The sequence below is a fragment of the Cupriavidus oxalaticus genome (genome assembly GCF_038900635.1).
Classification (GTDB): Bacteria; Pseudomonadota; Gammaproteobacteria; order Burkholderiales; family Burkholderiaceae; genus Cupriavidus; species Cupriavidus oxalaticus_B.
Genome location: NZ_JAYMRX010000037.1, coordinates 29,370 through 53,773 on the forward strand (window position 1 = coordinate 29,370; position 24,404 = coordinate 53,773).

Here is a 24,404-nt window from a genome sequence, read left to right on the forward strand (position 1 = left end):
CCTGTAGGCCCCCGGGAAGGCCCGGTGTAGGACAACGCCCACGTCGGCCCGCCGCATGCCGGCCCTCAGCCGCGATGCGGCGTATCCAGCCCCTTCACCACGGCCGGGCGCTGCACGAACGCGTCCAGCACGCGCCGCACGTGGACGAAATCCTTGAAGCCGACCAGGTCGCCCGCCTCGTAGAAGCCCACCAGGTTGCGCACCCACGGGAAGGTGGCGATATCTGCAATGGTGTACTCGTCGCCCATGATCCACGCGCGCCCTGCCAGGCGCTGCTCGAGCACGTTGAGCAGGCGCCGGCTTTCCGCCACGTAGCGGTCGCGCGGGCGCTTGTCTTCATAGGCGTTGCCGGCGAACTTGTGGAAGAAGCCGACCTGCCCGAACATCGGGCCGATGCCGCCCATCTGGAACATCAGCCACTGGATGGTCTCGTAGCGCCGCGCCGGATCGGCCGGAATCAGCTTGCCCGACTTGTCGGCCAGGTACAGCAGGATCGCGCCCGATTCGAACAGCGCCAGCGGCTTGCCGCCCGGGCCGTCGGGGTCGAGGATCGCGGGGATCTTGTTGTTCGGGTTCAGCGACAGGAATTCCGGCGAGAGCTGGTCGTCGGTGTCGAAGCGCACCAGGTGCGGCTCATACGGCAGGCCGGTCTCTTCCAGCATGATCGATGCCTTGACGCCGTTGGGCGTCGGCAGCGAATAGAGCTGGATGCGGTCGGGGTGTTGCGCCGGCCATTTGCGGGTGATCGGGAAGTCGGAAAGCTCTGGCACGTGGGCTCCAGTGGCGCGCTGCCCGCGGCACGGCGGGCAACGGATGGCTGAAACAGAGGATGATAGCCCGCCGGCGCAATCCGTGCCGGCGCCCCGCTCCAGACACAAAAAGGGCCCCGCAAGCAGGGCCCCTTCTTCTTCTTCATGCCAATCTGGCTACGCGGCTTACACCGTCACTTGGTCAGCCACTTCCTTGAAGTCCTCGATCTGGTCGAAGTTCATGTACTTGTAGATCTTGTCGCCATTCTGGTTGATGACGCCAATATCGGCCATGTACTCGTCCTTGGTCGGGATGCGGCCCAGACGCGAGCAGATCGCCGCCAGCTCGGCGGAACCCAGGTACACGTTGGTGTTCTTGCCCAGGCGGTTCGGGAAGTTGCGGGTGCTGGTCGACATCACCGTGGCACCTTCGCGCACCTGTGCCTGGTTGCCCATGCACAGCGAGCAGCCCGGCATTTCGGTGCGCGCACCGGCGGTGCCGAACACGCCGTAGTGGCCTTCCTCGGTCAGCTGCTTCTGGTCCATCTTGGTCGGCGGGGCCACCCACAGCTTGACCGGGATGTCGCGCTTGCCTTCCAGCAGCTTGGAAGCTGCGCGGAAGTGGCCGATGTTGGTCATGCACGAACCGATGAAGACTTCGTCGATCTTGGCGCCGGCCACGTCGGACAGGGTCTTGACGTCGTCCGGGTCGTTCGGGCAGGCCACGATCGGCTCATGCACGTCGGCCAGGTCGATCTCGATCACGGCGGCGTACTCGGCGTCGGCGTCCGGCTCCAGCAGCTTCGGATCGGCCAGCCAGCCTTGCATCGCCTGGATACGGCGCTGCAGGCTGCGCGGATCTTGATAACCCTGGGCGATCATCCACTTCAGCAGCGTGATGTTGCTGTTGATGTACTCGATGATCGGGTCCTTGTTCAGGCGCACCGTGCAACCGGCGGCCGAACGCTCGGCGGAAGCATCCGACAGCTCGAACGCTTGCTCGACCTTCAGGTCGGGCAGGCCTTCGATTTCCAGGATGCGGCCCGAGAAGATGTTCTTCTTGCCTTGCTTGGCCACGGTCAGCAGGCCTTGCTTGATCGCGTACAGCGGGATCGCGTTGACCAGGTCGCGCAGGGTCACGCCCGGCTGCATCTGGCCCTTGAAGCGGACCAGCACCGATTCCGGCATGTCCAGCGGCATCACGCCGGTGGCGGCGGCAAAGGCCACCAGGCCCGAGCCGGCCGGGAAGCTGATGCCGATCGGGAAGCGGGTGTGCGAGTCGCCGCCGGTGCCGACGGTGTCGGGCAGCAGCATGCGGTTCAGCCACGAGTGGATCACGCCGTCGCCCGGGCGCAGCGAGATGCCGCCGCGGGTGCTGATGAACTCAGGCAGCGTGTGGTGCGTCTTGACGTCAACCGGCTTCGGATAGGCGGCGGTGTGGCAGAACGACTGCATCACCAGGTCGGCCGAGAAGCCCAGGCAGGCCAGGTCCTTCAGCTCGTCGCGGGTCATCGGGCCGGTGGTGTCCTGCGAGCCCACCGAGGTCATCTTCGGTTCGCAGTAGGTGTTCGGGCGGATGCCCTGGCCTTCCGCCAGGCCGCAGGCACGGCCAACCATCTTCTGCGCCAGGGTGAAGCCCTTGCCGGTGTCGGCCGGGTTCTGCGGCAGGCGGAACAGCGTCGACGGGGCCAGGCCCAGCGCTTCACGCGCCTTGGCGGTCAGGCCACGGCCGACGATCAGCGGAATGCGGCCGCCGGCGCGGACTTCGTCGAACAGCACGTCGGACTTGACCTTGAACTCGGCGATCACTGCGCCGTTCTTCAGGGCCTTGCCTTCGTACGGGCGCAGTTCGACCACGTCGCCCATTTCCATCTGGGACACGTCCAGCTCGATCGGCAGGGCGCCGGCGTCTTCCATGGTGTTGTAGAAGATCGGGGCGATCTTGTTGCCCAGGCACACGCCGCCGAAACGCTTGTTCGGGATGAAGGGGATGTCTTCACCGGTGAACCACAGCACCGAGTTGGTGGCGGACTTGCGCGAGGAACCGGTACCGACCACGTCGCCCACGTAGGCGACCAGGTGGCCCTTTTCCTTCAGCGATTCGATGAACTTGACCGGGCCGCGCTTGCCGTCTTCTTCCGGCTGGAACGCCGCGCCTTCGCGCTTGTTCTTCAGCATGGCCAGCGCGTGCATCGGGATGTCCGGGCGGGTGGTGGCGTCCGGAGCCGGCGACAGGTCGTCGGTGTTGGTTTCGCCCGGCACCTTGAACACGGTGATGGTCAGGCTTTGCGGCACTTCCGGGCGGCTGGTGAACCACTCGGCGTCGGCCCAGCTTTGCAGCACGGCCTTGGCGTTGGCGTTGCCCTTGTCGGCCTTTTCCTTCACGTCGTGGAAGGCGTCGAACATCAGCAGGGTCTTCTTCAGCGCGTCGGCGGCAACGGTGCCGACTTCAGCGTCATCCAGCAGCTCGATCAGCGGCGAGATGTTGTAGCCGCCCAGCATGGTGCCGAGCAGCTCGGTAGCCTTGGCGCGGGAGACCAGCGCGCACTTTTCCTTGCCCAGGGCGACAGCGGCCAGGTAGGAGGCCTTGACCTTGGCGGCGTCGTCCACGCCGGCGGGGACGCGGTTGGTGATCAGCTCGACCAGGTTCTGCTCTTCGCCGGCGGGCGGGTTCTTCAGCAGTTCGATCAGCTCGGCCGTCTGCTTGGCGGTCAGGGGCAGAGGAGGGATACCAAGCGCGGCGCGCTCGGCCACATGTGCGCGATAGTTTTCAAGCATGGGAACCTGCTGAGTAATTAGGTTTAGAAAATCTTCTGTTGACGTCGCGAATTGTAGTCCTTCGTCGGGTCTCGGTCAAATGTCTTATATCTTATATAAGAGTTGAAATTGGAAAATCTATGTAAATCAATGGGATTTTGGATGTAAGACTGTGGGGAGTTGCATGGGTGGCTACCTGAGTGGCGTAGTAGGGAATGAGGGTGGGGGCTGGCTTATGCCTGCGGCTTGGCATCTGGTAGATGTTGATATGCCCCGGTTTCGCCCCTAAATGGGCGAAACCAGGGCATAGAAACAACTACCAGATGCCCAGCCGCAGCAAATAGCACCCCAACCGCCACCCCCTAGCCCAAACCTCAAGTTCCCCCGCCAACAATCGTTAACCCCCCTGCAGGCGCGCACCACAAAGCGCCCGCTAGCGTAGCCATGCCTGCCCCCCTTTCCGCTCAAACGGCCAAGCTGAAAGGGTTTCCCCCTTTTTTTCGGCCCTTTGCTGGCCTGCGATTCCGGAAGAATGGCAGGCATTCCGACACAGGCTTCTCATGGCGAACACGGCTTCCCCTTCCCAGACTGGCAGCAACACAGGCAAGCGCGGTCGGCTGCTGCTGATCGGCGGCGGCGTGCTTGTCCTGGCACTGGGTGCCGGAGGCTACGTGCTGGGCAGCGTGCTGAGCAACCGCCAGCCGGCGGCGCCGGCCGCGCCGCCCGCCCCGGTCATTCCGCCGCCGATCTTCGTGCCGCTGGATGCGTTCACCGTCAACCTGAAGAGCGAGGACGGCGACCGCTTCCTGCATACCGGCCTGTCGCTGAAGGTGGCGGATGCCGAGACGCAGGCGCGCCTGGCGCAGTACCTGCCCGAGGCACGCAGCCGCATCCTGCTGCTGTTGTCGGCACGCCAGCCCGCGGATCTGGCCACGGTCGAAGGCAAGCGCAAGCTGGCCGACGACATCCGCACCACCATCGCCCAGCCCTTCGCCACCGGCCTGCCGGCCCAGCGCGTGCTGGATGTGTTGTTCACCTCTTTCGTGGTGCAGTAAGCGCCCGCTTGCGCCCTGCTCCGCCCGCCAACCGATATGAAACTGTCCGCCGCCACCAAGCCACGCCCCGCCCCCGCATGCAGCCGGGCACGGTGAGGCGCGCCTGGCGATGCCGCAACGGTTTCATCCATAACGCCGCACAAGGGGCAGGACACTAGATGGCCTACGACAAGTTCCTCTCGCAAGACGAGGTCGACGAACTGCTCAAGGGCGTATCCGGCGAGGCCGATACGCCCAAGGCCAGCGAGCCGGCACTGGACGACGGCGGGGTGCGCCCGTACAACCTGGCGACGCAGGAACGCATCATCCGCGGCCGCCTGCATACGCTGGAAATCATCAACGAGCGCTTTGCGCGTTCGCTGCGCTCGGCACTGTTCAATTTCATCCGCCGCGGCGCGGATATTTCGGTCGGCGGCATCAGGATCGAGAAGTTCGGCGATTTCGCCCGCAACCTGCCGATGCCGACCAACCTGAACCTGGTCCACCTGAAGCCGCTGCGCGGCACGGCGCTGTTTGTCTACGACCCGAACCTGGTGTTCCTGGTGGTGGACAACCTGTTCGGCGGCGACGGCCGCTTCCACACCCGCGTGGAAGGGCGCGACTTCACCCAGACCGAGCAGCGCATCATCCAGCGCATGCTGGAGCTGACGCTGGCCAGCTACGGCAGCGCCTGGCGCACCGTGCATCCGATCGAGACCGAGTACATCCGCTCGGAAATGCACACCAAGTTTGCCAATGTCGCCACGCAGAACGAAGCCGTGGTGACCACCGCCTTCCATATCGAACTGGGCGCCGTCGGCGGGCAGCTCCACGTGTGCCTGCCGTACGCGATGATCGAGCCGCTCAAGGACCTGCTGATGAATCCGCTGCAGGACGAGAAGGAAGTCGACAAGGGCTGGGTCAACCAGCTGTCAAGGCAGCTGCGCGCGGCCGAAGTGGAACTGGTCGCCGAGTTCGCGCACCTGCAGAGCACGGTGGCCGAAGTGCTGGCGCTGCGCGCCGGCGACGTGCTGCCGATCGAGCTGCCGGAGAAGATCTTCGGCAAGGTGGACGGCGTGCCCGTGATGCAGTGCGGCTTCGGCACCATGAATGGCCAGTACGCGCTGCGGGTAGAACGAATGATCAATCACCAGGACGGCGATTCCCACCTGGACACCGAGGACACCGATTATGAGTGACGGCTTCGAGGACAAGCCGGTCGATCCGATGGACGACTGGGCCAGCGCGCTGGCGGAGCAGACCAGCGCCACAGCTGCCGAGGTGCCCACTGCGGCCCCTGCGGCCCCTTCGGCCTCCTCCGCGCCCGCGGCCACCCCGGCCGCCGCCACTGTCTTCCAGCCGCTGGCGAAGGAAGCGGCCAGCGGCTTCCACAACGATATCGAGATGATCCTCGATATCCCGGTGCAGCTGACGGTGGAACTGGGCCGCACCAAGGTGCCCATCAAGAACCTGCTGCAGCTGGCACAGGGCTCGGTGGTCGAGCTGGACGGGCTGGCCGGCGAGCCGATGGACGTGCTGGTCAACGGCTACCTGATCGCGCAGGGCGAGGTGGTGGTGGTGAACGACAAGTTCGGCATCCGCCTGACGGACATCATCACGCCGTCCGAACGCATCCGCAAGCTGAACAAATGACCATCCGGAAGTACCCCGCGCGCGGTGCCGGCCGCCTCCGGGCCGCCGGCGCCAGCCTCGCTGCACTGATGCCGGCGCTGATGCCCGCGCTGGCGCTGGCCGCCGACGACAAGCCGGCACCGGCCATCAGCGGCGCGGGCAGCCTGGCCCAGGCCGGGCTGGGGCTGTTTGCCGTGATCGCGCTGATCCTCGGCATGGCCTGGCTGGCCCGGCGTGCCGGGCTGGTGCGCCATGCCACCGGCGGGGTGATGAAGGTGGTCGGCAGCACCATGCTGGGCGCGCGCCAGCGGCTGGTGCTGGTGGAAGTCGGGGATACCTGGCTGGTGCTGGGCGTCAGCCCCGGCGAAATCCGTCCGCTTCACAGCATGCCCGCGAACACCACTGCCAGTACCTCCGCCGACCAGCGGACCCCGGCACGCGCCACCGGCATGCCGCAACCGCCGACCGGCGGCACCTTCGCCGAGAAGCTGCTGCGCTCGCTGCAATCACAGTTCAAGCCATGAATTCCCTGCGTGCCGCATGGCGGCGCCGCTTCCGGCCCGCGCGCCTCGCCGTGGCCGCGCGCCATTGCCCGTTGTCGATTGCCCTGGTCCTCGCGCTTGCCGCCGTACTGGCGTTGGCGCCCGCGTCTGCCTGGGCGCAGCAGCTGCCCGGAGTGGTCAGCAAGCCCGCGCCGGGGGGCGGCCAGATCTGGTCGCTGCCGATCCAGACGCTGGTGCTGCTGACCTCGCTGTCGTTCCTGCCGGCGGCGATGCTGATGATGACCGGCTTCACCCGCATCATCATCGTGCTCGGGCTGCTGCGCAACGCGCTGGGCACGGCCACCTCGCCGCCCAACCAGGTACTGGTGGGACTGTCGCTGTTCCTCACCTTCTTCGTGATGGCGCCGGTGCTGGATCGCGTCTACAACGACGCCTACAAGCCGCTGTCGGAAAACAAGATCAGCCTGGAAGCGGCAGCCGCCAGGGCCGCCGAGCCGCTCAAGGCCTTCATGCTGCGCCAGACCCGCGAAAAAGACCTGGCGATGTTCGCGCAGATGGCCAAGGCACCGGAGATGCAGGGCCCGGAAGAGGTGCCGCTGAGCATCCTGGTGCCCGCCTTCGTTACCAGCGAACTCAAGACCGCCTTCCAGATCGGCTTCACCATCTTTATCCCGTTCCTGATCATCGACCTGGTGGTCGCCAGCGTGCTGATGGCAATGGGCATGATGATGGTGCCGCCGGCAACCATCTCGCTGCCGTTCAAGCTGATGCTGTTCGTGCTGGTGGACGGCTGGCAGCTGCTGCTGGGATCTTTGGCGCAGAGCTTCATGAACTGAGGCCGGCTGCCTCGTCCCCTTCGCATTACCCAGCCATCGCATCTCCCAGGACCGAGCCATGACACCGGAAACCGTAATGACCATCGCCACCCAGGCGATGAAGATGACCCTGCTGCTGGCCGCGCCGCTGCTGCTGGTGGCGCTGGCGGCCGGCCTGGTGGTGAGCCTGTTCCAGGCCGCGACGCAGATCAACGAGATGACGCTGACCTTCATCCCCAAGCTGATCGCGCTGTTTGCCACCATGGTGCTGGCCGGTCCCTGGATGATCAACACCATGGTCGACTACATGCGCGAAGTGTTCCAGAGCATTCCCGCGCTGGCGCACTGACGCTCTCTTCTTTCCGCCTTCCGCCTTCCGCCTGCCGACAGACTTGCCGTGGTCGAATTCACCTCAGCCCAGCTTTACGGCTGGCTCGCGGCATTCCTGTGGCCCTTCTTCCGCATCCTGGCCCTGATCGGCACCGCGCCGCTGTTCGGTGAATCGACCATCCCGCGGCGCGCCAAGATCGCGCTGTCGGCGATGATCGCGATGGTGGTGTCGCCCACCATCGCGCAGCTGCCGGCGGCGCCGGTGTACTCCTTCGGCGGCCTGCTGATCATCCTCAACGAGGTCGGCATCGGCCTGGCCACCGGCTTTGTCATGCGGCTGGTCTTCGCCACCGTGCAGCAGGCCGGCGAAATCATCGGCCTGCAGATGGGCCTGTCGTTCGCCTCCTTCTTCGACCGCGCAGCCGGCGGCCAGACCATGGTGCTGTCGCGCTTCCTCAATGTCATCGCGATGCTGCTGTTCCTGGCGCTGGACGGCCACCTGATGATGCTGGGCGCGCTGGTCGACAGCTTCAACGGACTGCCCATCGGCGGCACGCCGCTGTCGGCGGGCGGCGCCCTGGCAGTGGCGCGCGCCGGCGGCATGGTGTTCGCATCGGCCCTGCTGCTGGCGCTGCCGATGATCGCCGCGCTGCTGACGCTGAACCTGGCCATGGGCATCCTCAACCGCGCCTCGCCGCAGCTGTCGATCTTCGCGGTGGGCTTCCCGGTGACGCTGTCGGGCGGCTTCCTGGTGCTGATGCTGGTGATGCCGCAGATGGGCACCTACATGCAGCACTTGATCGAGGCCGGGCTGGAATCGATCGGGACGGTGCTGGGGCAGTTCGGACGCTAGCGCGCCGCCGCGGTACGTTGCAGCAACGTGCAGACCCCGGTTTCCTGCCGGCGTTGCGCGCACATTATCTTAGATGTCGAATATTTCTTGACACGAAGCGTCAAGGCGTTAGTATTACGCCATGTACTTCGATCTCTAAGATTATTGAGGTACAGCAACCACCGTTCAGGAGCCCTTACATGTACGACCTCTACGCCACGGACAAGCTGATCGACCTCTGGCTGACCGAAGATATCGGCATCTGCGACTTGACCGTCCAGACCATGATCGAACCGGGTGAGACCGGCACCTTCTGCATGAACGCCCGCGAGCCGATGATCATTGCGGGTATCGACGTGGCGGCTCGCATCTTCGCCCGCTACGATCCCACGCTGTCGATTGATGTCCGCGTCGCGGACGGCGACAAGGTCGCCAAGGGCGCGGTATTGCTGAACGTGAGCGGCAACGCGCGCAGCGTGCTGACGGCGGAGCGCACCGCGCTCAACATCATGCAGCGGCTGTGCGGCATTGCCAATCACACGGCCACCTATGCCCAGGCCATTGCGCATACCAAGGCGCGCCTGATCGACAGCCGCAAGACCACGCCTGGACTGCGCGCGCTGGAAAAGCATGCCGTGACCTGCGGCGGTGGCCTGAACCACCGGCTCAGCCTGGACAACGGCGTGATGATCAAGGACAACCACATCGCCGTGTGCGGCAGCATCGCCGCCGCGGTGGAACGCGTGCGCCGCAGGCTGCCGGTGCTGACCAAGCTGGAAGTGGAATGCGACCGGCTGGAGCAGGTGCACGAGGCACTGGCTGCCGGTGTCGACGTGATCATGCTGGACAACATGTCGGTGCCCGACATGAAGGAAGCGGTGCAGATCGTCAATGGCCGGACCAAGGTCGAGGCCTCTGGGGGCATTCGCCTGGAAACGATACGGGCGGTGGCGGAGACCGGCGTTGACTACATCTCGACGAGCAAGATCACGCAGTCGGCACCGGCCGTGGATATCGGGCTGGACGAAGCCTGACCCCTGCCGGTTCAAGCGCGTCCATCTTTAGCGCCGCTGTAGGTTTCACGCCTTCTACCCAAGGCATTCACCCTCGCCGGCCTGGCCCGCGAGGGCCTTTTCATTGGCGCCGGCCGACGCTGGCTACAGGTCCGACAGCAGCCGTCCCACCTCCTGCGTGGACGGTACGCGCCGGCCGTTCTCGGCCGACGCGATCTCGTCGGCGACCAGGCGCTTGGCGATGGTGATCAGTACGCGGCGCGTGGTCAGCACATCTTCTTCGCTGACCCCTTCCACGCTGAGTTCATTGACCTCGGTGGCCAGCGGCTCGAGCTTGCGGCGCAGCGCGCGCCCGGTCTTGCTCAGGAACACATGCACCTTCTTCTTGTTGCCGGGAAGGTGCGTGCGTTCCACGTAGCCCAGCGCCTCCAGCGCCTTCACCGCCGCAAAGGTGGTGGGCTCGGTCACGCCGGCGCGCTCGCTCAACTCGCGCTGCGACAGGCCGTCATGGCGCCACAGGATGCGCAGGATGGTCCAGTGACCGTACGACACCGAATGTTCCGCCAGGCGCAGTTGCAGCGCCCGGATATAGGCGCGCGCGGCGTCCTTCACCAGGTGGGCAAGCCGCTCTTCATCGGCTTCATCCGGTGGGGTGATGGTGACCGGGGCATCCGGCTTTCTTGTGGACATAGTTGGTGACGGGAAGTGAAACGCATCCATGCGGCACCGGACAAGGCGGTGCTCGCAACAGCGCACATGATAGCGCCTCTGCCTTGCATGTGGCGCCGCCCTGCGCCGGCGCCCTTTCCCCGGATGTAGCGTTCACTCCATCAGTGCACCGTGCGCGCAACCGATGCATGAGGCACCGCGAGCGCACACGCCGCTTACCCGTGTTTTCCCCTACGAGAACACGAATCCCGCGTACACACTGGATTTGCGGGCACTGGCCCGCTGTTTGCATTACCTTAGACATCGAACTTATCTTGACACCCCGCTGTCCGGTGCTAGCATTGCCACACATCTTCGACATCTAAGGTATTTGTCATGGACACGACCGGCACATTCTTCTTTGTTGTGGGACCCAGTGGCGCGGGCAAGGATTCGCTGATGGACGGTGCGCGCGCAGTGCTCGAGGACAACTACGTGTTCGCGCGGCGCGTCATCACGCGACCCGATGGTTCTGGCGGCGAAGCGCATGAGGGTGTTTCCGAGGCCGAGTTCGCGCGGCGCCAGCGCAGCGGCGAGTTCCTGGTCACCTGGGATGCGCACGACCTGCGTTACGGATTGCCCCAGTCCCTGATGTCGGAACTGGAACGCGGGCGCAACGTCGTCGCCAACGGCTCGCGTGCCGTCATCGCGGAGCTTGCCCGCCGCTTGCCGCGCTTCGTGGTGGTCCTGGTGACGGCACCGCGCGACGTGCTGGCCCAGCGCATTGCAGCGCGCGGACGTGAATCGGGCGACCAGGTTGCCCGGCGCGTGGCGCGGGCCGGTGCGGCGCTGCCGCCGGACGTCCCTTGCATCACGGTGTCGAATGACAGCACGCTCGAGGTGGGCATGGCCCGCTTCATCGAAGCGCTGCGGCATGGCACCCGGCCATCCGGGGATAGATCACCGGCCAGCCGCACTAACCTTGCGGCCAAGCTGCGCGGCGAGGCGCTCGACGAAGCCGCCTATGTTGCGGTGCTGCGGGACGCCATTGCCGGACGGTACACCGAGACCGAACTGACCGAGTTCCTGGTTGCAGCCAGCCGCACACTGACCGACGACGAAGTCGTGGCCCTGGCGCGCGCACGTACGGCATTCACGCCCCGCATCGCCTGGGACGAGCCGGTCGTCGTCGACAAGCATTCCATCGGGGGCGTGCCCGGCAGCCGCATCACGCTGATCGTGGTGCCGATTGTCGCGGCGTACGGGCTGGCCATGCCCAAGACATCATCGCGCGCCATCACTTCCGCCGCCGGCACTGCCGACGCCATGGAGACCGTGGCGCGCGTCGACCTGGCGCACGACGACGTGCGCCGCTGCGTGGCCCAGGCGCGCGCCTGTATCGCGTGGAACGGCCGCCTGAATCACTCCGTTGTCGACGACGTGATGAACGCGATCACGCGCCCGCTGCGCCTGGATTCACGCCGCTGGTCGGTGGCATCGATCCTGTCGAAGAAATATACCGCTGGCGCCACCCACGTCATCGTCGACCTGCCCTATGGGCCGCAAACCAAGCTTGCCACGCGCGCCGATGCGGATGCACTGGGCGCGATGTTCGAGCACGTCGGCAAGGGACTCGGCCTGCACGTGCGCGCGCTGGTGACGGACGGCAGCCGTCCGATCGGCCGCGGCATCGGGCCCGCACTGGAAGTGCGCGATGTGCGCCTGGTGCTTGACAACGACCCCGGTGCGCCAGCGGATCTGCGCGAGAAGGCATTGCGCTTTGCCGGCGAAATCATCGCATTCGATCCTCGCGTTGGTTCGTCCGATCAGGGCATGCGAATTGCAACCGCCCTGCTGAACGAAGGCAAGGCAAAGGCAGCATTCGATCGCATTGCCGCCGCGCAGGGCGCCCGCCCCGATCCCGTGGCGCCCGGCAGGCATGTGCGCGTGGTGAGCGCTGCCAGGCCGGGCCGCGTGGTGGCAATCGATGGACTGCAGGTATCCGGCGTCGCGCGCGCCGCCGGAGCCCCGCGCGACGCCGGTGCGGGCATCGACCTTCTGTGCACCATCGGCGCAAAGGTGGCGCAAGGGCAACCTCTCTACCGCATCCATGCGGACAGCGATGCAGCACTCGAGGCAGCCGCGGCACTGGCACGCGCGGGCGGCGAGTGCTGCGAGGCGGTGCGTATTGATCCCGATTGACCGGCTTTCCCCCTTCCTTCACCCTAACCGACGAGGCATATCAATGAGACCCCTATCCGTCGTCCGCAGTCTGGCATCGCTGCTCTTTGTCGCAGGCAGCCTGGCAACCGTGCCAGGACGCGCCGAGGCGAACATTGCAGGTACCTTCCCGCAGAAGCCCATCCGCATGGTGGTGACGTTCCCGGCCGGAGGAGGGACCGATTCGCTGGCGCGGCTGATCGGGGCCGACATCAGCAAATCGCTGGGGCAGCCGGTGGTGATCGACAACCGGCCCGGCGCCAGCGGCAACATCGGCGCTGAATTCGTCGCCAAGAGCCCGGCTGACGGCTACACGCTGCTGATCGTCAACAGCAGCTTCGCCATCAACCCTAGCGTCTTCAAGAAGCTGCAGTTCAATCCGAAGTCCGATTTCAGCGCAGTCATCACCTTCGCTTCGGTGCCGTCGGTGATCGCCGTGCCCTCGCACTCGAAGCTGCGCACATTCAACGACCTGCTGGCCGCGGGCAAAAGCGGCACGCCCCCCAGCTACGCGTCATGCGGCAACGGCACGCCGCAACACCTGGCCGGCGAACTGCTGAAGGTCTCGGCGAAGATCGACATGCTCCATGTGCCGTACAAGGGCTGCGCCCCCGCCATCGCGGACGTCCTGGGCAACCAGGCCGATATCAGCGTCAATACGCTGACCAATACTGTTCCCTACCTTAAGAGCAACAAGCTGCGCGCGCTGGCCGTCACATCGAAGGCGCGCTCGCCGTTCCTGCCGGACGTGCCGACCGTGAGCGAACTGGGTGTGGCCGGTTATGAGGTCGACCAGTGGTTCGGCATCCTCGCGCCGGCCCATACGCCGCCCGATATCGTGCAGAAGCTGAATGCGGAAATCGCCCGCGCTATCGCCAAGCCCGAGGTCAAAGCTGCGCTGACGCAGCTCGGCTTTGCCACAACCACCAGCACCCCTGCCGAGTTCCAGAAGCTGGTGAGCGCCGATATCGATCGCTGGCAGAAATTCACGACGAAGATCAACCTGGTCGTCGACTGACGATCCGGGGCCCGGCCGGGCTACGGCGGCCAGACCTGCCTATCCCTTCACGCACACCACCTGCCGCAGCGCATGCACCACCTCGACCAGGTCGGACTGCGCCGCCATCACCGCGTCGATGTCCTTGTATGCCATGGGGATCTCGTCGATCACGGCGGCGTCCTTGCGGCATTCCACCCCTTCGGTGGCGTGCTTCTGATCGGCCACGGTGAAGCGGCGCTTGGCTTCGCTGCGGCTCATGGTGCGGCCCGCGCCGTGGCTGCATGAGCAGAACGATTCCGGATTGCCCTTGCCGCGCACGATAAAAGAGCGCGCGCCCATCGAGCCGGGGATGATCCCCAGCTCGCCAGCGCGCGCGCTGACCGCGCCCTTGCGTGTCACCAGCACTTCCTTGCCGAAGTGATGTTCCTTCTGCACATAGTTATGGTGGCAGTTGACGGCTTCAAGCCGTGCCTGGAACGGCTTGCGCAGCACGCGCTGCGCCGCGGCCAGCACCGCTTCCATCATCAGCTCGCGGTTGCGGCGCGCGAACGCCTGCGCCCACGACACCGCGAAGACATAGTCCTCGTAGTGCTGCGAGCCTTCGACAAGGTAAGCCAGGTCGCGATCCGGCAGGTTGGCCAGGTGGCGCCGCATGTCCTGCTGCGCCAGCGAGATGAAGGTGGTGCCGATGGCGTTGCCCACCCCGCGCGAGCCGGAGTGCAGCATGAACCAGACCGCTTGCGACTCGTCCAGGCAGACCTCGATAAAGTGGTTGCCGGTGCCGAGCGTGCCCAGGTGGTTGCGATGGTTGGTGCGCGCCAGTTGCGGGTATTTGTCGGTAATGCGGCGGAAATCCGCTGCCATGCCCGCCCACGCGGCGTCGACCTGCGTGGGCACCGAGCCCCAGGCGCCCTGGTCGCGGCGCCCGCCCTGCGCGGTGCGGCCGTGCGGCACCGCGTGCTCGATCGCGCTGCGCAACGGGCCGAGGTTGTCCGGCAGGTCGGAGGCGGTCAGCGAGGTCTTTACCGCCATCATGCCGCAGCCGATATCCACGCCCACCGCGGCCGGTATCACCGCGCCAACGGTCGGGATCACCGAACCGATGGTCGAGCCCTTGCCGAGGTGCACGTCCGGCATCACCGCCAGGTGGCGGAAGATAAACGGCATCTGCGCGGTATTGACCAGCTGCTGGCGCGCGGCGTCTTCCACCGGGACGCCGCGGGTCCACATCTTTACCGGCTTGCCGGCGCCGGTATCGAGAACGTCATAGAGCTGCCTGGCCGTCATGGTGTGTCCTGCGTTGGCGTTGCGTGCAGGTTAGACGGCCGGATTCCGGACGGATTCCGGAGAACGCAAGGCAGTCACGGCTCAGCTTGACTGCCCTTGCAGAAAGCCGGCAAAGCTGCCCAGGTCGACATTGCCGCCCGAGACGATGATGCCCACGCGCTTGCCCCGCACGTCGAGCTTGCCGTGCAGCACGGCGGCGGCGGCCAGGCAGCCGGTGGGCTCGACCACGATCTTCATGCGGCCGGCGAAGAACTTCATGGTCTCGACCAGCTCGGCGTCCGAAACCGTCACGATATCGGCTACCCGTTCGCGGATCACGGCAAAGGTGTACTGGCCGAGGAACGGAGTCTGGGCACCGTCGGCAATGGTGCGCGGCGTGTCGATGCGGACGATCTCGCCGCTGCGCAGGCTGCGCTGGCCGTCGTTGCCGGCTTCGGGCTCGACGCCGTAGACCGCGCAGCCCGGCGACATGGCATGCGCCGCCACGGCACAGCCCGACAGCAGCCCGCCGCCACCCAGGCACACCGCCAGCATGTCCAGCGGCCCGGTTTCCTCCAGCAGTTCCTTGGCCGCGGTGCCCTGCCCGGCCATCACGTGCGGATGGTCGTACGGCGGGATCAGCGTCATGCCGCGCTCGGCGGCAATGCGCCGGCCCAGCGCCTCGCGGTCCTCGGTGTAGCGGTCGTACAGCACCACCTCGGCGCCATAGCCGCGCGTGGCCTCGACCTTGATCGCCGGCGCGTCCTGCGGCATCACGATCACCGCCTGTACGCCCAGCAGCCGTGCCGACAGTGCGATCGCCTGCGCGTGATTGCCGGAGGAGAACGCCAGCACCCCGCCGGCCTTCTGCTGCGGCGTGAACTGGGCGATGGCGTTATAGGCGCCGCGGAACTTGAAGGCGCCGATGCGCTGGAAATTCTCGCACTTGAAGAACAGCTGCGCGCCCGTGGCCGCGTCCGCGGTCGCGGAAGTCAGCACCGGCGTGCGGTGGGCCGCGGCGCGGATGCGGTCGTGGGCGGCGACGACGTCTTCGAAGGAGATCGGCAGATTGGGCATGGCGATGGCAAGGAAAGGAGTGGGACAGGCAAGTCTACCGCTCCCGGCTCCCCGATGCATCTGGCGCACATGTCTTGCCCTCTCCCGCATGCGGGAGAGGGAACACCGCAGCGCTATGCCGTCGCCAGCGCGCCTGCCTGACGGCGCGCCGCAACTGCCCCGCCCGACACCGCGCGTCCGCCACCCTCACCCGGCAGCCGGAAGAACGCCACCACCTCGTTCAGCTCGCGGCCCTGCTCTTCCAGCGCGCGCGATGCCATGGCGGCCTCGTTCACCAGCGACGCGTTCTGCTGCGTCACCTGGTCGATCTGCACGATGGCCTGGTTGACCTGCTCGATGCCGCGGCTCTGCTCGGCCGACGCCGTGGCGATGTCTTCCACGATGCCGGTCACGCGCCCCACCGCCTGCGTCACCTCGGCCATGGTCTGGCCGGCTTCGCTGGCGAGCGACGAGCCGTCGTGCACCTGTCGGCCCGAAGCCTCGATCAGTTCCTTGATTTCCTTGGCCGCGCTCGAGGACCGCTGCGCCAGCCCGCGCACCTCGCTGGCCACCACCGCGAAGCCGCGTCCCTGCTCGCCCGCGCGCGCCGCTTCGACCGCGGCATTGAGCGCCAGGATGTTGGTCTGGAAAGCAATGCCTTCGATGATGCCGGTGATCTCGGCAATCTTGGCCGAGCTGGCGCTGATGTCCTGCATGGTGCCGACCACGCGCTGCACGGTGGCGCTGCCGCGCTGCGCCACCTCGGCGGCATTGCGCGCCAGCTCGCTGGCCTGGCGCGCGTTGTCGGTGTTCTGGCGCACGGTCTCGGTCAGCTCTTCCATGCTGGCGGCGGTCTGTTCCAGCGACGCGGCCTGCTCTTCGGTGCGGCTGCTAAGGTCGGCATTGCCGGTGGCGATCTCGCTGGTCGACAGCGCGATATTGGCGCTGCTGGCGCGCACCTGCGTGACGGTGGCGGTCAGGCGCTCGTTCATGTCGCGCAGCGCCGCCAGCAGGCGTCCGGTTTCGTCGTTGCGGTCCACTTCGATGCGCGCACCCAGGTTGCCAGCGGCGACGGTGTCGGCCACGTCGACGGCGCGTTCGATCGGCCGCGTGATCGCGCGCGTGATCAGGATTCCGCCCGCCGCGGCAATCGCCGCCGACACCAGCGAGATCAGGATCAGCAGATTGCGCTGGCTCTCGTAGTCGGCCTCCAGCTTGCGCTCCATCTCCTTCTGGCGTGCCTTGGTGAAGTCCGCGTAGGCGTCGGTCGCCTTGATCAGCGCCGTCAGCAGCGGCCGGCATTGCTTGTCGATGCGCGATACCGCTTCCTCGACCTTGCGCTCCACCGCCAGGCCGACAATGGCGGTCGCCACCGGTCCGTACTGCGCTTCGACCCTGGCCACGTCCTCGACCAGCTTGCGCGCTTCGTCGCTGGCACCGGCCTGCCGCACCATATCGTTGAGCTGCGCCAGCCGCGCCTGCACGTCCTGGTGCGCGCGCAGCGCCTCGGCCTTCTCGCGCTCCAGGTCGGCCGGGTCCGTCACCAGCACCAGGTTGCGTGCCGCGATGGCGCGCCGGTCCACCGCGCTGCGCACCTGCGCGGCCATCTCGGCGCGCGCGTTCAGCCCGTTGAGATAGCCGTTGAAGCCCTCGGTGGCGTCGCCGAGCGCATGCAGCGAATACGCCGAAACCACCAGCACCACGCCCGCCAGCGTTCCGAACCCCGCCAGCATCCGCGTGCGGATAGACAGACTCTTGAAACCCATGATCACTCCCCCTTACCGTCCGGTCAGACGATGCGCTTGCATTGTTTTGAAAATGGCGAAAACCGCCACTGCATGCCACCTTGCCGCATGCAACGCTGCGCGCACCCGTTCCTGCTGGTCGGCTCGGCATGCGCGCTGCGCACCGGGTGCATTGCCCGTGGCGTCATCGCGCGTTTCCGTGCTCTGTGTTTGCCGAGGCTAACGGCCAGGGAAAAGCGAACTGATCCCTACGAGAGTAGGGGCATGGGCAGGCAAAGTCCGCGGCGCTCGTCCGCAACGTGCGCCAATTTCCACATACAGAACGAGACCCACCCGCCCGGGGGACGACTAAGCCGCATGGCGGTGGCAGTATGCGAGGGCAAACGATCCCCTCGGAGAGCGCAAATGCTGGATGGTTTCGAAGCGCTGGTGCAAGAAGCGATGGACGACTGGAAGATCCCGGGCCTCGCGCTCGCGATCCTGCACGGCGGCAAACCGCTGCTGGTGAAGGGCTATGGTGTACGCGACATGGCCGAGCCGGCACCGGTCACGGCATCCACGCAATTCCTGCTGTGCTCGCTGACGAAGTCACTGACCGCTGCAGGGCTCGGCCTGCTGGTCGATGCACGAAAGCTAGACTGGTCAACAACGGTGCGCGACGTGATACCGGGCTTCCGGCTGCACGACCCCGTGGCCACGGTATCCCTGACGATACGCGACCTGCTCTGCCACCACAGCGGCCTGCCGCGCCACGACTGGATCCACTCGCCGGGGGACCTCGACACCGGCCAGATGCTCGACCGGCTGCCGCATCTCGCGCCCAGCCGGGGCTTCCGTGAAGCATGGCAATACCAGAACCTTGGCTACGTCATTGCCGGCCATGTGGCCGAGCGCATCACCGGGCAGCGCTGGGAGGACTTCACCGCCGAACGCCTGCTGGGCCCGCTGGGCTTCTCGCGCTTCAGCTTCTCGACGCAAGCGCTGGCGGCGGAGCCGGACCATGCCCACCCGCATGTGATGGATGGCGGCGAATGCGTGCGGGCCGCGTGGGCGCCGATCCGGGCCACCGCGGCGGGCGGGGTCAACGCATCGGTCGAAGACTTCGCCAGGTGGATGCGCTGCCTGCTCGACGAAGGCAAGGCCGAAGGCCAGCGGCTGCTGTCGCCTTCGGTCGTGCGCGACATGATGACGCCTCACGTGCATGTCTGCCGGGCGGAATACGAGGAAGTCGGCGATGTCCATTACGGCCTCGGCCTGACGGTGGAGCAATATCGCGGCGAGCGGACCGTGTCGCACTCCGGCAGCTGGCTCGGATGGGCGGGGCTGATGACGCTGCTGCCCGCGCGGCGCATCGGCATTGCTGTGCTGACCAATCGCGCGCCCAGCGCGGTGACCATGCTGCTGATCTATGCCGCGCTCGATCGCCTGTGCGGACATGCGCCGATCGACTGGTTCGGCCGGCTGCGCACCAAGCGGCAGCAGATGCTGGCGCAGATGCGCACCGACAAGGCGGCGCAGAAGGCGCAGCGGCGCACCGACACAACGCCCACCCATGCGTTGCACGAGTACGCCGGCACCTATGCGCATCCCGCCTACGGCGAGATCACCATTGAAAGCGACGGCGCCGGGCTTTCCTGGCAATGGCGCGGCATGTCCGGCAAGCTCACGCATCGGCACTACGATGTCTTCACCACGGCGGAGAGGCTCACCGAGATACACCCCGACAATCTCGCGCTGACGTTCCTCTATGATCGCGAAGGCTACATCGATCGCATCGCCGCGCCGCTCGAACCATTGGTCGACGACATCGTATTCCGGCGCACGGCGGGTGAAGATTTGACTGCCGCGGCAGACACCAGCACCCTTGACCGCTGGATCGGCGAATACCGCCACGGCGCAACACGCATCTACATCGGTGCCGATGCCGCGGGCGGGCTGCTGCTCGACATCGGCAGCCAGCCGACCCGGCGCCTGCTCCCGCTCCGCGACACGGTGTTCCAGGTGGAAGGGCTGCAGCAGTTCCGGGTCGAGTTCCGCGTGCCAGAAACCGGCGAGACCGATACGCTGGTGTTCCACCAGCCTAACGGCACCTTCGTGGCAACGCGGGTGGTGTCATAGCCGGTCACAGCGCCATTGCCGGCAAGATGCCGCGCATGATGATCCCACCCGCACCGTCCCCCGCAGCGGTCCTGCAGCGGCCGCACGATCGCATCAGCTGCATCTATCCTCGCGTTACGCCAGCATCCGCACCTGCGGCTCGCGATCCCACTGCCGCGTCTTGGCCGCCGCGATGAAGCGCGTGGTATCGCTGGCCGGCACCACCCCGTTATCGGGCTTGAGGTTGGCCCGCGCCAGCAGCGCGTCGCCACCGTCATCGGCCGCGATGGCCTTCAGGTGCGCGTAGGCAAAGCAGACGAAGTCCAGCGCCGCGCTTTCCTGCGACAGCTGCGCCGCGCCGTCGGCGGACAGCACCACCGCCACCGCATCGAACATCACGGACGGAGTACCGGCAAGCTGGCCGTCGGCGGCCAGCTTGGTGCCATCGGCCAGCACCGCGCCGCCGACCTTGGGCGCGATGATCTTGACCGTGGCGCCCGCGGTGGTCGCCGCCTGCCGGATTGCCTCGACGGTGGCGCCATCGGAGCCATCGGCAACCAGGATGCCAACCTCGCGCCCCTGCAGCGTGTCTTTCATGCGGCCGATGATCTGCAGCGCCGGCGACGGCGGCAGGTCCTGCACCGGTGCGGCGGTGGGCAGCGGATCGGGCACCTGGTCCAGCGCCAGGCCATCGGCGACGCGCCGGCCCAGTCCGTCGTCGATATTGCGCAGGTGAGCCACCATGCGCTCGCGCACGTGCACATGCTCGACCTTGGACAGCTCGAACACCAGCGCCGAGGCGATATGCGCCTGCTCTGCGCGGGTCTGGCTGCGGAAGAACATGCGCGCCTGGCTGTAGTGGTCGGCAAAGCTCTCGGCACGGATACGGCCCTTGTCGCCCTGCTCGGGCACGCGCGCGCTCGGGAAGCCGAGGTCCGGCGCCTCGCCCGGGGATGCGTCATCGAGCGAGCTGGGGTCATAGGCCACGCGTCCGCGCGGCACCTCCATCTGCATATGGCCATCGCGCTGGTGGTGGGCGAACGGGCACTTGGGCGCGTTGACCGGGATCTGGTGGAAGTTCGGCGAGCCCAGCCGCAGCAGTTGCGTGTCGAGATAGGAGAACAGCCGCCCCTGCAGCAGCGGGTCGTTTGAGAAATCCACACCCGGCACGATATTGGCCGGGCAGAACGCCACCTGCTCGGTCTCCGCAAAGAAGTTGTCGGGCCAGCGGTCGAGCACCATGCGGCCGATGATCTTCAGCGGCACCGTCTCTTCCGGGATGATCTTGGTGGGATCGAGGTGGTCGAACGGAAACTTCGCCGCATCGTCCTCGGTAAAGAGCTGCACGCCCAGTTCCCATTCCGGGAAGTTGCCGGACTGGATCGCGTTGAACAGGTCGCGGCGATGGAAGTCGGGATCGGCGCCTGCGATCTTGACCGCCTCGTCCCACACCGTCGACTGCAACCCCAGCCGGGGCCGCCAGTGGAACTTGACGAAGGTGGAGTTGCCCTGCCCGTCGAGCAGCCGGAAGCTGTGCACGCCAAAGCCTTCGATCATGCGCAGCGAGCGCGGGATGGTGCGGTCCGACATGATCCACATCACCATATGCATCGACTCTGGCGTCAGCGAGATGAAATCCCAGAACGTGTCGTGCGCGCTGGCCGATTGCGGAAAGCCCCGGTCCGGCTCCATCTTGACGGAGTGGACCACGTCGGGGAATTTCATCGCGTCCTGGATAAAGAACACCGGGATGTTGTTGCCGACCAGGTCCCAGTTGCCTTCCTTGGTATAGAACTTGACCGCGAAGCCGCGCACGTCGCGCGGCGTGTCGACCGAGCCGGCACCGCCGGCCACGGTGGAGAAGCGCGTAAACACCGGCGTCTTCTCGCCGACTTCGGTCAGCATCCTGGCGGTGGTGTAAGCGGCGAGCGACTCGGTCAGCTCGAAGTAGCCATGCGCGGCCGAGCCGCGCGCGTGGACGATCCGCTCCGGGATGCGCTCGTGGTCGAAGTGTGTAATTTTTTCCCGCAGGATGAAATCTTCGAGCAGGGTCGGGCCGCGCGGATTTGCCCGCAGCGAGTTCTGGTTGTCCGGAACAGGAATACCTTGCGCGGTGGTCAGCGGCGGATGGCTGCCGCCTGCGCTCTGGTGCAGTTCACCGCCGGTGCCGCGCCGGGCGTCGCCGTAGCCCGCCGGCGTGCCTGCTGCGGCCTGGCCTGCAGCGTTGTTTGCCTTGGGCTTTGCCTGTTTGTCGGCCATATCGATCTCCTTGCGCTGGTGGTTGGAGGACGGGAGGAATGGGAACCTTCGCGATCGGTGCTCGAGATCGGACAGATAGTCGATATCTATCGAGTGCCTTATGCCGATATCAAGGCCATCCAACTGCCAGCAATTGCCGGGCCTGGCCGTCCGTCACTGCATCCGCCCGCCTCCAAACCTGGGAGCCACGCCTAACACCTTGGCGACCAACTTCAGTATCCTGGTGGTCAATCCGTCACTGCCGGTCAGGAGCGGCAGCGATGATTCCGGAAAGCACTACGGTTTGCGGCTTCATGGTCAGTCTGGATTCAGCTTCATCAATATTGGTAAGTCACCTGCAATCCGCCCGTCACGCCTGCCGTATGGAATGCGGCAGGCTTGTAAATCGGAACGCCGGCAAACAGGTCATAGGACAGGCGGCCAACGCCAGAACCGAAACCGCCGCGCAAGCCGATCACCGCGCCAGCCAGTTGCCGACCCACCAGTACAGCGGAGGAAGGGCCGAAGACACGTCCATAGTCCACACCCGCGTAGAGTGCTTGCCCGGTGGTCTCAATCGGCACCAGCAACTCATTGCGCCAGTAGAAGCCGCTGTCGCCGGCCAGCAGGTTTTCGCCGTCGAAGCCGCGCACGGTATAGCGGCTGCCGATGGTCATCATGTCGAGCGCATAGAGGCGATCGCCGGTGTACTGGCCCCGGAACGTGGTCACGTAGCGCAGCGACTGGCCGCCCAGTTGGAACGGCACTGACAGGTTGGCGTCCGCCACCACCATGCGGTAGCGCCAGGTGGGGCCGCCGTCGACGGCCAGCGCGTCCTGCTGCGAGCCAAAGCCGCCGATGCCCTGGCGGTATGCGAAGCTGCCATCAAACTGCGCGGCGCCGAAGTAATAGGTCGGTGAAACCGGCCTCCAGCACCGTGTTGTTGCGGTGCTGCTGCTCAATCTCGGTATCCTCGATGAAGCTCTTGCCGAAACGGCGCGACAGGCGGAACTGCACGCCCAGCACATCGTCCTGGCTGCGGCGGACCACGCGGTGCAGCTTGAAGTCGGCGGTCTGCGAATTGCCGCTGGAGATGAAGGTCTGGTTGAGGCCCGCGATCTGCTGGTAGTAGTTGTTGGAGTAAGCCGACAGCGTGGCGGTCCAGTAGCCCCACGGCACCGAGTAGAAGCCGTTCCAGCCGCGCGTGCCGTGTTGCTTGTCGGAGAACTCCACGTCCTGCGTGTAGCCGATGTTAAACAGGTCGTTCAGGCCCAGCGGGTTGTCGATACCGACGCTCAGGTTGCCCACCCACTTGCCGGTGGCACGCGTGCCCGAGTTATCGACCGAGGCCACGACGGTCCACGGCTTGGCGCGCTTGACCGTGATGACCACGTCGCTGACGCCCGGCGCCTGGGTTGGCACTACCTGCATGTCCGCATCCTGGCTGGCGACGCGCTTCATCTGCTCCAAGCCCTGCTCCAGGTCGCGCAGGTTCAGCAGCTCACCCGCGCGCGCCGGAAACGCCGACTTCCACGTGCCGCGGGTGTCTGGGTCGGCGAAGCGCAGTTCACCGATCACGCCGGGGATAAGCGACAGGCGTAGCGTGCCGGTACCCAGGTCCTGCTGCGGCAACAGCACGCGCGTGGTGACATAGCCCCGGCTCAGGATGGCTTGTGACGCCCCCTTTACCAAGATGCCCAGCCCCTGCTTGCCGACGCACGCGCCCTGGTAGTGCTCCAGCCAGGTGCGGACAAAGGCGAACGGGTCTTGCGGCAACGCGGAGGCGCCGTGGGCCTGCAACGCGGCAGGCAGGTCGGGCGGCACCTCCAGCACGAAGCGGTTGATGCGAAAGCACGGAGTCTCGGCTGGCAGCGCCGGATACTCAACCGGCGCCAAATCCTGGGCGCGCACACCGGGCGCCTGCACGGCCTGGGCGCGCTCGCGGGCTTCCTGCTGCTGGCGGGTGCGCTGCTCCTGCTCGGCGGCAGTGGTTAAAGCCTGGCCGGGCAATGCTTGGGCGACAGCGAGCGAGGGCAGCAACAGGAGAAATGGGACAAAAAAGGAGACGCCGCGCGCAGCAAGGCGTGCGTATGCAATGAATGACCACATTGTATGTGCTTGCTTTTCTTGTATCCCGTCAGGGCGAGTTTCCGATTAATTTCATGCTGTGTTCCTTGCTAATCGTTGTCCCACGGGCTGCGCTTGGGAGGCGGCTCAGGCTCCCCCCTTTCCTCACGGCCGATCGCCCGAAGTTCTTTGATAAATTGGTAAGTAATACCAACGAAAATGGTTAAATAAACAGGGAGACCAGCAATCACCGGTTTCCACCCGGCATCCTGCGCTAGGGATGGTGTTCAAAACAACGTCCGCAGCGCCGAGTTGACCGTGAGAGCGTGGCCAAGTGAGTTCAATGAGCGATTCCCCTCGACTTCGATGCGAGATTCGGTGCGCGCTTGGGCGTTATCGCCC

Annotated in this window: 18 protein-coding genes and 1 pseudogene; 11 read left to right on the plus strand and 8 right to left on the minus strand. The window is 66.0% G+C overall.

The genetic code is table 11. From position 1 onward, the window contains the following. Nucleotides 1–65: 65 nt before the first annotated feature. Together VSR71_RS32855 and acnB are read right to left on the minus strand one after the other, a co-directional pair. The gene (locus VSR71_RS32855; RefSeq protein WP_342917735.1) at nt 66–770 is read right to left on the minus strand and encodes a glutathione S-transferase N-terminal domain-containing protein; all 705 of its coding nucleotides are present in this window, start codon (nt 768–770) and stop codon (nt 66–68) included. A 165-nt stretch (nt 771–935) separates the two neighbouring features. After that, nucleotides 936–3,527, minus strand: a complete 2,592-nt coding sequence (acnB, locus tag VSR71_RS32860) for a bifunctional aconitate hydratase 2/2-methylisocitrate dehydratase (protein WP_342917736.1) — start codon at nt 3,525–3,527, stop codon at nt 936–938. A 539-nt stretch (nt 3,528–4,066) separates the two neighbouring features. Between acnB and fliL the strand changes: the two genes are divergently transcribed. The 8 genes from fliL to nadC all read left to right on the plus strand — a co-directional run bounded on the left by fliL (nt 4,067) and on the right by nadC (nt 9,686). Then, entirely contained in the window at nt 4,067–4,561 is a 495-nt protein-coding gene (gene fliL, locus VSR71_RS32865) for a flagellar basal body-associated protein FliL (RefSeq protein WP_342917737.1), read from the plus strand. A 158-nt stretch (nt 4,562–4,719) separates the two neighbouring features. Next, a complete protein-coding gene (gene fliM, locus VSR71_RS32870) occupies nt 4,720–5,739 on the plus strand; it encodes a flagellar motor switch protein FliM (RefSeq protein ID WP_342917738.1) in 1,020 nt (339 codons plus the stop codon). After that, nucleotides 5,732–6,193 (plus strand): flagellar motor switch protein FliN, encoded by a 462-nt coding sequence (gene fliN, locus VSR71_RS32875; protein ID WP_342917739.1) that lies wholly within the window; start codon nt 5,732–5,734, stop codon nt 6,191–6,193. Before fliM ends, fliN begins: the two co-directional genes overlap by 8 nt. Then, a complete protein-coding gene (fliO, locus tag VSR71_RS32880; protein ID WP_342917740.1) occupies nt 6,190–6,696 on the plus strand; it encodes a flagellar biosynthetic protein FliO in 507 nt (168 codons plus the stop codon). The genes fliN and fliO overlap by 4 nt, the downstream gene beginning before the upstream one ends. Further along, nucleotides 6,693–7,511, plus strand: coding sequence for a flagellar type III secretion system pore protein FliP (fliP, locus tag VSR71_RS32885; RefSeq protein WP_342917741.1), 819 nt, complete (start codon nt 6,693–6,695; stop codon nt 7,509–7,511). Before fliO ends, fliP begins: the two co-directional genes overlap by 4 nt. Nucleotides 7,512–7,569: 58 nt before the next feature. Continuing rightward, the gene (fliQ, locus tag VSR71_RS32890) at nt 7,570–7,839 is read left to right on the plus strand and encodes a flagellar biosynthesis protein FliQ (protein WP_029047088.1); all 270 of its coding nucleotides are present in this window, start codon (nt 7,570–7,572) and stop codon (nt 7,837–7,839) included. Nucleotides 7,840–7,887: 48 nt separating this feature from the next. Beyond that, the gene (gene fliR / locus VSR71_RS32895; RefSeq protein WP_342917742.1) at nt 7,888–8,673 is read left to right on the plus strand and encodes a flagellar biosynthetic protein FliR; all 786 of its coding nucleotides are present in this window, start codon (nt 7,888–7,890) and stop codon (nt 8,671–8,673) included. A gap of 179 nt (nt 8,674–8,852) precedes the next feature. Further along, nucleotides 8,853–9,686: a carboxylating nicotinate-nucleotide diphosphorylase gene (gene nadC / locus VSR71_RS32900; RefSeq protein WP_342917743.1), complete on the plus strand. Its 834-nt coding sequence runs from the start codon at nt 8,853–8,855 to the stop codon at nt 9,684–9,686. Between the two features lie 123 nt (nt 9,687–9,809). Here nadC and VSR71_RS32905 read toward each other — a convergent pair whose 3' ends face one another. Continuing rightward, nucleotides 9,810–10,355, minus strand: coding sequence for a MarR family transcriptional regulator (locus VSR71_RS32905; RefSeq protein WP_342917744.1), 546 nt, complete (start codon nt 10,353–10,355; stop codon nt 9,810–9,812). Nucleotides 10,356–10,709: 354 nt separating this feature from the next. On the opposite strand from VSR71_RS32905, the gene phnN reads away from it, so the two are divergent. Both phnN and VSR71_RS32915 read left to right on the plus strand, forming a co-directional pair. Then, nucleotides 10,710–12,515 carry a phosphonate metabolism protein/1,5-bisphosphokinase (PRPP-forming) PhnN gene (gene phnN, locus VSR71_RS32910; RefSeq protein WP_342917745.1) on the plus strand — a complete coding sequence of 602 codons (1,806 nt, stop codon included), beginning with the start codon at nt 10,710–10,712 and terminating at the stop codon, nt 12,513–12,515. A gap of 43 nt (nt 12,516–12,558) precedes the next feature. After that, nucleotides 12,559–13,551: a tripartite tricarboxylate transporter substrate binding protein gene (locus VSR71_RS32915; protein WP_342917746.1), complete on the plus strand. Its 993-nt coding sequence runs from the start codon at nt 12,559–12,561 to the stop codon at nt 13,549–13,551. A 39-nt stretch (nt 13,552–13,590) separates the two neighbouring features. Here VSR71_RS32915 and VSR71_RS32920 read toward each other — a convergent pair whose 3' ends face one another. The 3 genes from VSR71_RS32920 to VSR71_RS32930 form a co-directional block, all read right to left on the minus strand. Then, a complete protein-coding gene (locus tag VSR71_RS32920; protein WP_342917747.1) occupies nt 13,591–14,820 on the minus strand; it encodes an RtcB family protein in 1,230 nt (409 codons plus the stop codon). Between the two features lie 81 nt (nt 14,821–14,901). Continuing rightward, complete coding sequence (locus VSR71_RS32925) at nt 14,902–15,876, minus strand: threo-3-hydroxy-L-aspartate ammonia-lyase (RefSeq protein ID WP_342917748.1); 975 nt, start codon at nt 15,874–15,876, stop codon at nt 14,902–14,904. Nucleotides 15,877–15,989: 113 nt separating this feature from the next. Next, nucleotides 15,990–17,621 (minus strand): methyl-accepting chemotaxis protein, encoded by a 1,632-nt coding sequence (locus tag VSR71_RS32930; protein WP_342917749.1) that lies wholly within the window; start codon nt 17,619–17,621, stop codon nt 15,990–15,992. Nucleotides 17,622–18,005: 384 nt separating this feature from the next. Between VSR71_RS32930 and VSR71_RS32935 the strand changes: the two genes are divergently transcribed. Beyond that, on the plus strand, nt 18,006–19,718 hold the full coding sequence (locus VSR71_RS32935; protein WP_342917750.1) for a serine hydrolase: 1,713 nt from the start codon (nt 18,006–18,008) through the stop codon (nt 19,716–19,718). Nucleotides 19,719–19,832: 114 nt separating this feature from the next. On the opposite strand, the gene VSR71_RS32940 is transcribed toward VSR71_RS32935, so the two are convergent. Beyond that, nucleotides 19,833–21,956 carry a catalase gene (locus tag VSR71_RS32940; protein WP_342917751.1) on the minus strand — a complete coding sequence of 708 codons (2,124 nt, stop codon included), beginning with the start codon at nt 21,954–21,956 and terminating at the stop codon, nt 19,833–19,835. Nucleotides 21,957–22,273: 317 nt separating this feature from the next. After that, nucleotides 22,274–24,044: pseudogene (locus tag VSR71_RS32945) on the minus strand (ShlB/FhaC/HecB family hemolysin secretion/activation protein). Nucleotides 24,045–24,404: the final 360 nt, after the last annotated feature.

What these genes read in the sequence shown, in the direction of transcription:
- acnB (WP_342917736.1), bottom strand. Translation starts at nt 3,527, where the DNA reads ATGCTTGAAAACTATCGCGCACATGTGGCCGAGCGCGCCGCGCTTGGT.
- fliL (WP_342917737.1), top strand. Translation starts at nt 4,067, where the DNA reads ATGGCGAACACGGCTTCCCCTTCCCAGACTGGCAGCAACACAGGCAAG.
- fliM (WP_342917738.1), top strand. Translation starts at nt 4,720, where the DNA reads ATGGCCTACGACAAGTTCCTCTCGCAAGACGAGGTCGACGAACTGCTC.
- fliN (WP_342917739.1), top strand. Translation starts at nt 5,732, where the DNA reads ATGAGTGACGGCTTCGAGGACAAGCCGGTCGATCCGATGGACGACTGG.
- fliO (WP_342917740.1), top strand. Translation starts at nt 6,190, where the DNA reads ATGACCATCCGGAAGTACCCCGCGCGCGGTGCCGGCCGCCTCCGGGCC.
- fliP (WP_342917741.1), top strand. Translation starts at nt 6,693, where the DNA reads ATGAATTCCCTGCGTGCCGCATGGCGGCGCCGCTTCCGGCCCGCGCGC.
- fliQ (WP_029047088.1), top strand. Translation starts at nt 7,570, where the DNA reads ATGACACCGGAAACCGTAATGACCATCGCCACCCAGGCGATGAAGATG.
- nadC (WP_342917743.1), top strand. Translation starts at nt 8,853, where the DNA reads ATGTACGACCTCTACGCCACGGACAAGCTGATCGACCTCTGGCTGACC.
- VSR71_RS32905 (WP_342917744.1), bottom strand. Translation starts at nt 10,355, where the DNA reads ATGTCCACAAGAAAGCCGGATGCCCCGGTCACCATCACCCCACCGGAT.
- phnN (WP_342917745.1), top strand. Translation starts at nt 10,710, where the DNA reads ATGGACACGACCGGCACATTCTTCTTTGTTGTGGGACCCAGTGGCGCG.
- VSR71_RS32915 (WP_342917746.1), top strand. Translation starts at nt 12,559, where the DNA reads ATGAGACCCCTATCCGTCGTCCGCAGTCTGGCATCGCTGCTCTTTGTC.
- VSR71_RS32920 (WP_342917747.1), bottom strand. Translation starts at nt 14,820, where the DNA reads ATGACGGCCAGGCAGCTCTATGACGTTCTCGATACCGGCGCCGGCAAG.
- VSR71_RS32925 (WP_342917748.1), bottom strand. Translation starts at nt 15,876, where the DNA reads ATGCCCAATCTGCCGATCTCCTTCGAAGACGTCGTCGCCGCCCACGAC.
- VSR71_RS32930 (WP_342917749.1), bottom strand. Translation starts at nt 17,621, where the DNA reads ATGGGTTTCAAGAGTCTGTCTATCCGCACGCGGATGCTGGCGGGGTTC.
- VSR71_RS32935 (WP_342917750.1), top strand. Translation starts at nt 18,006, where the DNA reads ATGCTGGATGGTTTCGAAGCGCTGGTGCAAGAAGCGATGGACGACTGG.
- VSR71_RS32940 (WP_342917751.1), bottom strand. Translation starts at nt 21,956, where the DNA reads ATGGCCGACAAACAGGCAAAGCCCAAGGCAAACAACGCTGCAGGCCAG.